Origin of the sequence: Otariodibacter oris (genome assembly GCF_009684715.1) — a bacterium.
Taxonomy (GTDB): Bacteria; Pseudomonadota; Gammaproteobacteria; order Enterobacterales; family Pasteurellaceae; genus Otariodibacter; species Otariodibacter oris.
The window spans coordinates 1423248-1436155 of record NZ_CP016604.1; the positions used below are offsets into that span (position 1 = coordinate 1423248).

At 37.4% G+C, this 12908-nt stretch carries 12 protein-coding genes and 1 tRNA gene; 7 read left to right on the forward strand and 6 right to left on the reverse strand.

The window, feature by feature from the left end; translation table 11 throughout:
• Positions 1-9: 9 nt before the first annotated feature.
• From A6A10_RS06570 to A6A10_RS06580, 3 genes are read right to left on the reverse strand one after another with little or no spacing between them, the layout of a single operon-like run.
• A complete protein-coding gene (locus A6A10_RS06570; RefSeq protein ID WP_121120782.1) occupies positions 10-3102 on the reverse strand; it encodes an efflux RND transporter permease subunit in 3093 nt (1030 codons plus the stop codon).
• Positions 3103-3115: 13 nt separating this feature from the next.
• Positions 3116-4303 carry an efflux RND transporter periplasmic adaptor subunit gene (locus tag A6A10_RS06575; RefSeq protein ID WP_121120780.1) on the reverse strand — a complete coding sequence of 396 codons (1188 nt, stop codon included), beginning with the start codon at positions 4301-4303 and terminating at the stop codon, positions 3116-3118.
• Positions 4304-4327: 24 nt separating this feature from the next.
• Positions 4328-4909: a TetR/AcrR family transcriptional regulator gene (locus A6A10_RS06580; RefSeq protein WP_121120778.1), complete on the reverse strand. Its 582-nt coding sequence runs from the start codon at positions 4907-4909 to the stop codon at positions 4328-4330.
• Between the two features lie 229 nt (positions 4910-5138).
• On the opposite strand from A6A10_RS06580, the gene purH reads away from it, so the two are divergent.
• Positions 5139-6740, forward strand: a complete 1602-nt coding sequence (gene purH / locus A6A10_RS06585) for a bifunctional phosphoribosylaminoimidazolecarboxamide formyltransferase/IMP cyclohydrolase (protein ID WP_121120776.1) — start codon at positions 5139-5141, stop codon at positions 6738-6740.
• A 152-nt stretch (positions 6741-6892) separates the two neighbouring features.
• Here the strand turns inward: purH and A6A10_RS06590 are convergent.
• Positions 6893-6982 (reverse strand) — tRNA-Ser (locus tag A6A10_RS06590).
• A 119-nt stretch (positions 6983-7101) separates the two neighbouring features.
• Positions 7102-7413 (reverse strand): BolA family protein, encoded by a 312-nt coding sequence (locus A6A10_RS06595; protein ID WP_121120774.1) that lies wholly within the window; start codon positions 7411-7413, stop codon positions 7102-7104.
• Positions 7414-7492: 79 nt separating this feature from the next.
• Between A6A10_RS06595 and A6A10_RS06600 the strand changes: the two genes are divergently transcribed.
• The 4 genes from A6A10_RS06600 (at position 7493) to ruvX (ending at position 9915) form a co-directional block, all read left to right on the forward strand.
• Positions 7493-8080, forward strand: coding sequence for a YajG family lipoprotein (locus tag A6A10_RS06600; protein WP_121120771.1), 588 nt, complete (start codon positions 7493-7495; stop codon positions 8078-8080).
• A gap of 128 nt (positions 8081-8208) precedes the next feature.
• Entirely contained in the window at positions 8209-8943 is a 735-nt protein-coding gene (gene rsmE, locus A6A10_RS06605) for a 16S rRNA (uracil(1498)-N(3))-methyltransferase (RefSeq protein WP_121120768.1), read from the forward strand.
• 1 nt (position 8944) lies between these two features.
• Positions 8945-9502: a YqgE/AlgH family protein gene (locus A6A10_RS06610; protein ID WP_121120766.1), complete on the forward strand. Its 558-nt coding sequence runs from the start codon at positions 8945-8947 to the stop codon at positions 9500-9502.
• Positions 9502-9915 carry a Holliday junction resolvase RuvX gene (gene ruvX, locus A6A10_RS06615; RefSeq protein WP_121120764.1) on the forward strand — a complete coding sequence of 138 codons (414 nt, stop codon included), beginning with the start codon at positions 9502-9504 and terminating at the stop codon, positions 9913-9915. Before A6A10_RS06610 ends, ruvX begins: the two co-directional genes overlap by 1 nt.
• A gap of 65 nt (positions 9916-9980) precedes the next feature.
• On the opposite strand, the gene A6A10_RS06620 is transcribed toward ruvX, so the two are convergent.
• Positions 9981-10541, reverse strand: coding sequence for a YtfJ family protein (locus A6A10_RS06620; protein WP_121120762.1), 561 nt, complete (start codon positions 10539-10541; stop codon positions 9981-9983).
• 199 nt (positions 10542-10740) lie between these two features.
• Here A6A10_RS06620 and yajC point away from each other — a divergent pair, with 199 nt between their 5' ends.
• The gene (gene yajC / locus A6A10_RS06625) at positions 10741-11034 is read left to right on the forward strand and encodes a preprotein translocase subunit YajC (protein ID WP_121120760.1); all 294 of its coding nucleotides are present in this window, start codon (positions 10741-10743) and stop codon (positions 11032-11034) included.
• A 28-nt stretch (positions 11035-11062) separates the two neighbouring features.
• On the forward strand, positions 11063-12907 hold the full coding sequence (gene secD / locus A6A10_RS06630; RefSeq protein ID WP_121120758.1) for a protein translocase subunit SecD: 1845 nt from the start codon (positions 11063-11065) through the stop codon (positions 12905-12907).
• Position 12908: the final 1 nt, after the last annotated feature.

A 12908-nucleotide genomic window follows, 5' to 3' on the forward strand; every position in this document is an offset into this window, starting at 1 on the left:
TATCTAGTACTATTTTGTTATTACCGGTACTGTTTCTTTCTCATCAAATTCCATAAGTGGTTCATGTTCACTTGCTAAGAAAGTATAAATGACAGGGAGTACAAACAATGTAAATACTGTCCCAACTGCCAAGCCGGAAACAATTACAATCCCAATACTAAATCTCATTACCGCACCAGAACCTTCAGCAAATAATAATGGGACTAAACCTGCAATCATTGCTGCTGTTGTCATTAAAATTGGGCGTAAACGAATTTTTGCTGCATAGAAGATCGCTTCTGCACGAGATTTTCCATGATGTAATTGCTCTTCTTTCGCTACTTCACACATTAAAATACCGTGCTTGGTAATCAATCCTACGAGGGTAATCAATCCGACTTGAGAATAAATATTCAGTGTAGCTCCTTGTATCCTCATAAAAGCTAATATATTCAGTACTAGTAAAGCACCACTGATTGCTAATGGTACAGAAACCAAAATTACCAAAGGATCTCTCCATGACTCAAACTGAATCGCTAATACGAGGTAAATCATCACAACCGCCAATGCAAAGGTCAGCATTAAGGCACTACCTTCTTGTTTAAATTGGCGAGATTCTCCCATAAAGTCATATTGATAACCCGCTGGTAAAATTTGTGCAGCTTTAGCTTCAGCCCAAGCTACCGCATCCCCAATTGAACCAGAAACCACTCCACCAATCGTTGCTGAATTTAACTGATTCAATCTTGTTAAACTTGTAGGCTGAGTATCTAACTCCATTGTAACAAAGGTACTTAAAGGAATTGCATCACCATTAACTGCTTTGACAAAATACTTACCTAAATCTTGTGGATTTAAACGTTTTTCACGTTCTACTTGTGAAACGATATTATAAGAACGTCCATCAATATCAACACGAGCTAGAGTTGCTCCTGAAAGATAACTCCCTAAAGTCGTACTAATTTGGCGAGCTGTAATACCATAAGCACCCATTTTTTCACGATCTAAATTGATTCGCATCGTTGCAGTATCAAATTTTAAATCTAAGCGATTGAAGAAAAACTGTCCTGAACGTTGAGCCTCTTCTAAGAAATTTTGAGCAACTTGAGCCAAGTCTCGATAATCACGAGCTGTTGTTATCACAAAACTAAATGGTAAGCCATTTTCTCCTGTCGAAATTTCTGCTGGTTGGAAAGTCATAATTGAAGCTTCAGGAACACGATCCGCCATTGCTTTGATTTTATTAAGCACCTCAGCTTGTGATAAATCTCTTTCACTAGATGTTACCAAAGGAAACAATAAAAATGCTCCATTTGCACTTGGGAAACCTGGCATAATCTGCGTTGCACTCACTTCAGGAATCTGCTGTGATTCAATAGCAAATGGTGTTAAGACTTCTTGCATGTAATCTAAATTCACGTTGGCTGGGCCGTTTGCAAGTCCCATTACAAAGCTTTTATCTTCATTTGGAGCTAATTCAGTCGACAATGAATTAAATAAGAAAGGCAATGTAACAAAAATAGCGACAGCAAACACAAGCATTGATTTACGCATTGTCATAATAAACGCTAACATATTTGTATAACATTTAGTAATTCTGACTAGAAAGTTTTCAACTCTACGTTCCAACCAAGTTGGGTTATCTGCGTGTTTTAAAATACGGCTAGACATCATTGGTGACAAGGTTAATGCAGCAATCCCCGAAATAAATACTGCACCAGCTAATGTTAAAGAGAATTCTTTAAATAACGTTCCTGTAATCCCCTCCATCAATGCCATCGGTGAATATACTGCAATAAGAGTTGTTGTCATTGCAATAACAGGCGTTGCAATTTCCCGTGTACCAATAATTGCTGCTCGGAATGGTGTTTCCCCCTCTTTAATATGTCTATCTACATTTTCAAGTACTACAATCGCATCATCCACTACCAAACCAATTGCAAGAATTAATCCCAATAATGTGAGTAAATTCAAGGTAAAGCCGAATCCTTGTAGTACCATAATTACCCCAACAAGTGAGATTGGAATAGTCACAACAGGAATTACCATGGCTCTAAACGAACCCACGAACATTGTAATTACAACTAGCACAATTATTGTTGCTTCAACAATCGTTTTAATTACTTCAGTAATTGAGTGGTTGATTGAGATCGTTTTATCATACATTATCTTTGTATTCATTGATGCAGGAAGGCTTGCCTTAACTTGCTCAAAGACTGGATAAAGATTTTTTGCAACAGTTAACGAGTTCGCATTACTTGCTGCTTCAATTGCTAAAACTACTACATCTGCCCCATTTATAATTGCACGGTTACTGTCACTATTTTTGTCTAATTCAACTTTAGCTAAATCTTTTAATTTAATTTGGCGACCATCTCGTGTTGTTTGCACAACCACATTTTCTAGCTGTTCTACGCTACGAGTCGTTGATTCAACTTTATTACTATAAGCGGTGTAATAACCATTAATATTCCCTGCAACTGTTTGTACATTATTAGACGATAATGCACTCACAATTTCAGGTGCAGATAATCCTAAACCTGCCATTTTATCAGGATCTAACCAAATACGAAGACCAAAAGTTGCTCCACCAAACTGATTAACCTTAGCTACTCCATTTACAGTAAAAAATTGAGGCTTAACTACACGATCAATATAGTCAGTCATTTGTGGTGAAGAAAGTTCCTCGGATGTAAACTGAATAAACATGATCGCATCCATCGGACCTGATGATGCTGAAATAGCTGGATCATCAATTTCTGAAGGCAATCGAGAACGTACTGCACTCACTTTTGATGAAATATCCGCCACAGCAATACCTGGATCGGTATTTAATTTCATTTTTACAGTTATGGCACTTCTGTTGGCTGCACTTGAAGAGGTAATGTAATCAACGTTATCCGCCTCCGCAATAGCTTCTTCTAATCTTGAGGTGACAAAAGCTTGCATTGTTTCGGCATTCGCACCTGGATAAGTTGTTGTCACATTAACAATTGTAGTTGTCATTTCAGGATACTCACGAACTTGTAATTTAAAGATCGCTTGTAATCCTAAGATAACAATAATAATACTTAAACTTATTGCTAATACAGGTCGCTTAATAAAAATATCGGTAAATCTCATATACTACCTCTATTTATAGACGAGAAGTTCTTTCTGGTTGAGTTGTACCTGCACCTTTTTTATCAGATACTTCAACCAACGAATTATTTCTTAGCTTTTGGAAGCCCCCCGTCACAATAGTGTCGCCAATTTTCACCCCTGATGATATCTGAGCATAAAGCCCTTGACGATCAACTGTTTTTACTTCAAGTTGTCTTGCACGAAACATTTTAGACACATCTTTATTTTGCTCTTCATATTGAGCTTTTTCTTCATCTGAAAGCGGATCTAAAACATAAACAGTTTCACCATACATGGTATAAGTCACTGCAATTTGAGGAATAACAACTTGATTCTTTTCTATCGGTAATAACACTTCTACACGAGCAAACATACCTGAATACAGTTTTTCAGCATCCTTAACTAGAGCTTCGATCTCAACAAGACCTGTTGTATTATCAACAGCAGGATCAATTGCAATAATTTTTGCCGAGAATGGTTGATTAGGAAATGCATCAACTAGGACTGAAATAGCTTGACCAACACCTATTCTGGCAAGATCAGTTTGAGGTAAAGAGAAATTCACTTTCATCTCACTTCTATCTTCAACACGCACAATTTCTGTACCTGCTGGAATGAATTGACCTTCATTAATCTTTACAATCCCAGCTACACCATCAAAAGGAGCATAAATTTGACGACGTTGAATTGTTGCTTTTAGTGATTCAATACTCGCTAAAAGTTGATTATAGTTTGCCTGTGCTGCATCAAATTCTGATTTAGATGCACTTCTAGAAGCAATTAATGAACGAAATCTTTCGTAATTTGCTTTTGCTGCAGGTAATTGTGCTTCTGATACTTTCAATGTTGCTTTTTCTACAGAACTATCAAGTTCAACAAGTAATTGACCTTTTTTAACCTGATCACCTGCTTTAACTAAAATTTGACTTACAGTTCCATTAATTTGTGAACTTAACATAGTCCCCTGTTTGGGACGAATATAGCCTACTGCATCAATAGTTGGAGTCCAATCTGTTGCCACAACAGTATCTGCTGTAACAAGATTTACAGGCTCAGGCATATTCTCAGCAAATGCTCTCTTTTGTTGAGCAATGAACATGTTAAAACCAATAACGCCAACAAATACCAATATTACGAAGAGTAGAATTCCCCCAAAACCTAGTCTTTTCCAGACTGACGGCTTTTCATTTCCTAATGTCATATTTTCTCCTTATAACCCAAAAGGTTAATTAATTATCGCTTTCCAAGTCGAATTAATCACGGTATTTATTAATTCATCTGAATAAGGATTCTCATTCAATAGTTGAGAATACATCAGTTGCCATGCGGTTTTCATGCTCATCAAAAATAAAATTTGACTTGGTAGGGAAAGAATAACCCCATCCTTTTGCCCTTGCTTAACAAACTTATTCCATACTGAATTTTCTAGCATTGAATAATGTTTTAAAATCGATCGAAATTGTGGCAATGATTCATATTGATGCATATTTTTTACAATATTAGGATTTTCAAGCATAAATCTCCATGTTGCTTTCCATAGATATTGATACTGATCAAATAAAGGTAAATCAGGTTGATAAGCAACCTCTATAGCCCGATGAAAATTCCCAAATAAATAAACAACAAACTGGGTCAATAAATCCTCTTTGTCCTTAAAATATAGATAGATTGTACCGACTGATACTCCAGCCTCTTTTGCTATCTTGTGAGTAGATAAATGCTGCACCCCATATCTTGCCATCAATGTATCCGTTGCTTTTAAAATACGTAATGCAACTTCATTATGTACTTTTTCTTCTTTCAACATATTGTGACATCATTAACTGAACGTTCGTTCATTCTACCTATTTTTTATTTTTTCGCAAAAGATTACGCATGAAAGTTTTATAATTTCATCAATAATTGCAAAAAATTTGTAGAAACTCACCGCTTGTATAGAAAGCTTTCGCTTTTCTCGTTTCACTTAATGACTTACCGCAAACGTTTGCGTTATAATTCACAGGAAATTTTAATATTAAAACCTTAAGGAATTCTGAATGAGTGATCGTCCAATTAAACAAGCGTTACTAAGTGTGTCTGACAAACAAGGTATCGTAGAATTTGCCACAGGCTTAACTCAACGTGGAGTAAAGCTTTTATCAACGGGTGGCACAGCAAAACTACTTGCTGAAGCAGGCTTACCCGTAACCGAAGTATCCGATTATACGGGTTTCCCTGAAATGATGGATGGGCGTGTTAAAACCCTTCATCCAAAAGTACATGGGGGAATTTTAGGTCGCCGTGGCACTGATGATGTGATTATGCAACAACATGGTATTGAGCAAATTGATATGGTTGTGGTAAATCTTTACCCATTTGCTGCCACCGTGGCAAAAGAAGATTGCACCCTTGAAGATGCCGTTGAAAATATTGATATCGGCGGACCAACAATGGTGCGTTCTGCGGCGAAAAACCATAAAGACGTGGCGATTGTGGTCAATAATGGGGATTTTGATTCCATTCTTGCGGAAATGGATCAACATCAAAATAGCTTAACACTAGAAACCCGTTTTAATTTAGCGATTAAAGCTTTTGAACATACTGCACAATACGATTCAATGATCGCTAACTACTTCGGACAAAAAGTCCCACCATACCAAGGTGCAGCAGAAGAAGATTTAACTCAACCAAGCGGTCAGTTCCCGCGTACATTAAACTTGAATTTCACTCGTAAGCAAACTATGCGTTATGGCGAAAACAGCCATCAAAATGCGGCTTTCTATGTTGAAAATAAATTAAAAGAAGCAAGCGTAGCGACAGCCGTTCAATTACAGGGTAAAGCATTATCTTACAATAATATTGCCGATACTGATGCGGCATTAGAATGTGTGAAAGAGTTTACAGAGCCTGCTTGTGTAATTGTGAAACACGCCAATCCTTGTGGTGTAGCATTAGGCGAAAATATTTTAGAAGCTTATGAGAAAGCCTATCAAACAGATCCAACTTCTGCCTTTGGTGGCATTATTGCCTTTAACCGTGAATTAGATGGCACAACTGCACAAACGATTGCTGATCGTCAATTTGTTGAAGTGATCATTGCACCAACTGTTTCAGAAGAAGCAAAAACTGCATTGGCGAAAAAGAAAAACGTGCGTGTATTAGAATGTGGCGAATTACCTGAAGAACCTGCAAACCGCTTAGACTTTAAACGTGTGAATGGTGGTTTACTGGTACAAGATGCCGATTTAGGTCACGTGGACGTTGAAGATTTACAATTTGTCACAGAACGTAAACCAACAGTGGAAGAAATGGACGATCTCTTGTTCTGTTGGAAAGTGGCGAAATACGTAAAATCTAATGCGATTGTTTATGCAAAAAACAAACAAACAATCGGTATTGGAGCCGGTCAAATGAGCCGTGTTTACTCTGCAAAAATTGCGGGTATCAAAGCAGAAGATGAAGGCTTACAAGTACAAGGTTGCGTAATGGCATCGGATGCTTTCTTCCCATTCCGTGATGGTATTGATGCTGCAGCTAAAGTCGGCATTAGTTGTGTCATCCATCCAGGTGGTTCAATGCGTGATCAAGAAGTGATTGATGCCGCAAATGAACATGGTATGGCAATGGTACTTACTGGCATGCGTCATTTCCGCCATTAATTTATCAAAAACCCCTCAAAATTATTTGAGGGGTTTTAAAGGATTTACACAAATTTCATATATCAAATTATCATATTAACGAGTCTTCAACTATTCGCTGTATCTTCTAGATAAAAATTAAAGTAGTATATAAATGAGAATTGATAACAGAATGGCGGTGAGAGAGGGATTCGAACCCTCGATACAGTTTCCCGTATACACGCTTTCCAGGCGTGCTCCTTCAACCACTCGGACATCTCACCATTAATTAGAATACATAAAAAATGTGCATATCAATGCACACTTCCATAGCTCGGCGAACTATACAAAAAAATGTAATATGACGCAAGCTATTTATGGGCAAACAACACCTATTTACGAATTACTGACCATGTCCCATACAATTCGGTGATTTTGGTGCAACTTCTCCCATATTTTGCCATTCAAGTTCTGTATAAGTATGCAATGCTAGTGCATGAACACCTGCATTAAGCTCATCAGCTAAGCAAGTATAGATAGCTCTATGTCTTGCAATTGTACGCATGGAATCAAAAGTCGATGACACTAAAGTCACTTTAAAATGGGACTCTGCCCCTTTCCCGGCATGATGATTATGGCTTTCATTTTCAACATGAAGCACAATTGGATTAAAATTTTCGGTTAATTTTGTAATTATTGAATTTTCAATAGACATTTTTTATCCCTTAATTTGAAAAATTGGTGCAAATCATACTATACTTTAACTAACTTCACCCATCAAAAAGGAAGATTTTATGAAACTATCAAAAAAATCACTACTCATCCTCAGTACAGTAAGTTTATTTGTACTTGCAGGTTGTCAAAGTCAGTCAAATACCGTGACTTTTGTAACACCTGCACCTAATGCTGCGTTTAATACAGCAAATCAAAATACATTGGTCAATGTATCAACTCAAGACCAACGTGCTTCAGCTGAAGTCGCCAATTATACATCACGAAGTGAAAATCATCGATTAAGAGCAATTCCTGATGTCACTCAACTCTTTCAACAAGCGATGCAACAAAATCTAAATAGCAAAGGATTTACTGTAGTACAAGGTGCGGCAAATGCTAATGTAGTCACAAATGTTAAAAAATTCTTTGCAAATGTTGAACAAGGCAACCTTCGCTATAAGGTGAACTCAGATATCCAAGTTGAAGTATTAGTTCAAGCAACTAAAGGTAACTTCAGTAAAAACTTCAATACTAGTCGTTCTTATGAAGGGGCTTTTGGTGCTGATAACCAAGCGATTCAGAATGTGTTAGGTCAAGCCTATACCGATATCATTCAATCTATTTACAATGATAATGAAATCAGTAATGCAATTAATCAATTAAAATAAAATGTACAAGCGGTAAGATCCTGCAAAACTTTTGCAAAATATAAGTCGGATCTTACCGCTTGATTTTTATCGGTAGAACGCATTTTTACACATAATTTTGCTTTTCAAGCATCACGGACTATTTATTCATGAGAATCCCTAGAGTTTATCATCCAGAATCGTTATTCGGAAAAGATCGTTGTCTGCTCAGTGAAGACGCCACCAATCATATTGGACGCGTTTTACGAATGAGTGTAGGAGAAAAAATCATTCTTTTTGATGGTTCCAACCACACATTCAATGCAACAATCCATCAAGTTTCCAAAAAACAGATTGAAGTCACGATTGATTCAAGTTTATTTGATGATCGAGAATCCTCCCTACCGATTCACTTGGGGCAAGTCATCTCAAGGGGTGATCGAATGGAGTTTACTATTCAAAAGTCTGTAGAATTAGGGGTAAATATTATTACACCTCTTTGGTCTGAACGTTGCGGTGTCAAGTTAGAAGGCGAACGCCAAGAGAAGAAAATTCAACAATGGCAGAAGATTGCTATTGCAGCTTGTGAACAATGTGGACGTAATGTTATCCCACAAATTCGCCCTATCATGAAACTGACTGATTGGTCTAAAGAACAGGATGAAATGCTCAAGCTAAATTTACATCCTAGAGCAAGCTATACGATAAAATCATTACCGACCCCACCAAAATCTGGGGTCAGATTATTAATTGGTCCAGAAGGGGGGCTCTCGCCCGAAGAAATCGCAATGACAGAACAAGAAGGATTTACAGAAGTATTACTTGGCAAGAGAGTCTTGCGGACAGAAACTGCATCATTGGCAACCATCACAGCCTTACAAGTGTTATATGGGGATTTAAGCTAAGATGAAAAATTTACAAGGGCAATTATTAATTGCGACACCAGATATGAACGATGATTACTTCGATCGCTCTGTCATATATATCTGCGAACATAATGACCAAGGGGCAATAGGGTTAATGATCAATTCTCCGACTGATCTTTCTGTACTAGAACTCTTGGCGAAAATGGATTTCATGATGGCAAATGAACGAGAATACACAAAAGATCAACTCGTTTTAAGCGGTGGACCAGTAAACCAAGATAGAGGATTTATCTTACATACAAAAATTGATACCCCTCTATTGCACTCCTATAAAGTCGATGATGATATTTGGATGACAACCTCAGGCGATATCTTAGAAACGTTTGGAAGAACAGAATCCCCAGAAAAATTTGTTGTCTGTTTAGGCTGTTGCACTTGGAAAGCCAATCAATTAGAACAAGAAATCGCGCAAAATTATTGGATTGTATCCCCTGCTAATCAACATATTTTATTTGAATCAGGATATCTAGATCGATGGAATGAAGCATACGAATCTCTCGGCATTGATGGCATTCTATCTAAAGCAGGGAATGCCTAATGAATCAAACATTACTTGCTTTTGACTTCGGCACAAACAGTATTGGCTGTGCCGTAGGGCAAAGTATCACTGGTACAGCACAACCCTTATCAGCCTTTAAAGCAAAAGACGGTATTCCTAACTGGGATATCATTGATAAAATACTTAATGACTGGAAACCTAATAAATTAATTGTTGGCTTGCCACTCAATATGGATGGAACTGAACAACCGCTAACGCAACGAGCCAAAAAATTTGCTAATCGCTTACAAGGGCGATTTAATTTACCCGTAGAATTGCAAGATGAACGTTTAACAACTGTTGAGGCTCGTGCTGAAATTTTTTCACGCGGGGGGTTTAAAGCATTAAAGAAAGATAAAGTGGATTCAATCTCTGCCTGCCTGATCTTAGAAAGTTGGTTTGAAAATCATTAAAGTCACATTATTTAAAAAGAAAAAAGCAATACCTGTATTGCCTTTTTCCCCTTATGACTCGCTCATTAACTCTCAGCAATTAACCGATTAACTAACGTAATAATTTGTTCTATTTGGCTTGGTGAAAGTTTACCCTCTGACACAAACTGAACCTTACCATTCTTGTCTAATACCACAATAGCGCTATCTTTTTCTTTAAGCTGCCATTTATTTTTTACACTACTTTCTTGATCTAAAACGACTTGGCTATGGTTATTTTCTCTCTTACCATCTTCAGCACTACTTTTTACAAAAGATCCCGTTGCAATAATTGCATCATCAGCATTAACAATCGTAGTCGTTTGATATTTAGTGCGATCAAAATTCGCCTTTCTGATTGCCTCTATCAATCCTTCATTTTTTTCTTTTGCGCTACTTCTACCTGCAATATGCTGTATGACTCTTACCTTTCCAACTAACTTACTTGATGACCAAGGCTGATAAGCCACTTTATCACCCTTCATCACAATTTCTCCATTATCCTGAACACGAACAGATGGTAATGCTTGGTTAAGTGTAATGTTATGGGCAAAAATTGAAGATGAAAATAATCCTAATGCTACAAAAAATAAACAATTCTTTTTCACGTTGTCCTCTGAATATCTTGAGAAAAAATTAATCTTTTCTCATTCTATTATAAAATAATGAATAAACAGAGCAGATCTGTTATCAATAATGAATTTTCTATCGTTTAATTTGTCAGATTATGCTATCCTATGGCGTCTTTTTTATGGAGTCTAAAAGACTTTATTATACTATTAACTTATTGATTTTAAGGAGCTTTATATGCAGCAAGGCGGCGGAATGGAAATGATCTTTATTTTGGTTATTTTCGGTCTTATCTTCTATTTTATGATGTACCGTCCACAAGCAAAACGTCAAAAACAACAACGTGAGCTTTTATCTGGTCTATCAAAAGGTGATGAAGTCTTAACAGGCGGTGGCTTGATCGGCAAAATTACCAAAGTATCTGCTGAAAATGAAAACATTGTTATTGCATTAAATGATACTGTTGAAGTAACAATCAAACGTGATTTCGTTGTAGCTGTATTGCCAAAAGGCTCTTTGAAATCTCTTTAATTTTTTCCTTTAGACATGGGGATTTATTGTGTTAAATCGTTTCCCTCTATGGAAGAATCTGATGGTGATCTTTTTGATCGCCATTGGTGCTTTATACGCCCTTCCAAATTTATACGGCGATGACCCTTCTGTTCAAATTTCTGGAACTCGTGGTCAGCAAGCCTCAAGTGAGACTCTCTCACAAGTACAAGATGTACTACAATCAATGAATATTAGACCAAAGGCGGTTAGCCTTGATAATGGGTCTATTCTTATTCGTTTATCTAAAACTGAACAACAACTTCCAGTAAAAGAAAAAATTGCTGATGAGTTAGGTAATAACTTCTCTGTCGCACTAAACTTAGCTGCAGCAACACCTGAATGGCTGTCATCTATTGGTGGCTCACCAATGAAACAAGGTCTAGACCTATTAGGTGGTGTGCGTTTCTTAATGGAAGTTGATATGAATACGGCTCTATTAAAACAACAAGAGCAACTTCAAGACAGCTTAAGAAATGAATTTCGTGTAGAAAAATTGCAATATAAAGCAATAAAAAAAGCAGATAATTTTGCTAACGAAATTGAATTCAATGATGCTGATACAGCAGATAAAGCTGTGCGTTATATTCGAAGAACACATACTAATTTAACACCAACATACTTGAATCCAACTACCGTTTCATTTGCCCCGTCAGAAGATGGATTATCTGAAGCGAGAGATACCGCGATTGAACAGAACTTATCAATCTTACGTAAACGTGTTGAAGAACTTGGTGTATCCGAACCAACTATTCAACGTCAAGGCGCTGATCGTATCGTAGTTGAATTACCTGGTGTTCAAGATACTGCGAGAGCAAAAGAAATTCTAGGTGCAACTGCGACTTTAGAATTCCGTTTAGTGAATACAACCGCTAGCCCTGAATCTGCAGCTAGAGGTATCGTACCTGCCGATTCAGAAGTTAAATTTACTCAAGATGGTCAGCCAACAGTATTATTCCGCCGAGCAGTACTTGGAGGAGAACATATCATTAATGCGAGTTCAGGTATTGATGAAAGAGGCTTGCCTCAAGTAAGTATCAACCTAGATGGTGCGGGCGGTGACTTGATGGGGAATGCCACTAAAAGTGCTGTAGGTAAACCAATGGCAACACTTTATAGTGAATATAAAGATAGCGGGCGAAAAGACAGTCAAGGCAAAGTCATCCTTGAAAAACATGAAGAAGTAATCAATGTCGCAACAATTAATTCTCGCTTAGGTAGCCAATTCCAAATTACTGGTATTAATAGTGCAGCAGAAGCACAAAACCTTGCTGTACTTCTTCGTTCAGGTGCGCTTATCGCCCCTATCGTTATTGTAGAAGAACGCACTATTGGGGCATCTCTCGGAGCTGACAATGTTGCACAAGGTATGGATGCAAGCTTACTCGGATTAGCTTTAACAATCATTTTCTGTTTAGTTTATTATCGAGTATTCGGCATATTTGCTTCTCTTGCGTTGATTGTGAATTTAGTTTTAACCATCGGACTAATGTCAATGATTGGGGCAACACTCACAATGCCAGGTATAGCTGGTATCGTACTCTCTGTTGGGATGTCTGTTGATGCTAACGTACTGATTTACGAACGTATTAAAGAAGAAATTCGTAACGGTCGCTCAATTCAACAAGCAATTCACGAAGGCTACAGTGGTGCATTTACCAGTATCTTTGACTCCAACTTAACAACTATCCTTGTTGCGCTTATCCTTTACTCCATCGGAACAGGACCAATTAAAGGGTTCGCAATAACATTGGCGCTAGGGGTATTGATATCAATGTTTACTGCTATAACCGGTACACGAATGCTCGTGAATTGGACTTATGGTGGAAAACGTGTGAAGAAACTTTGGATTTAAG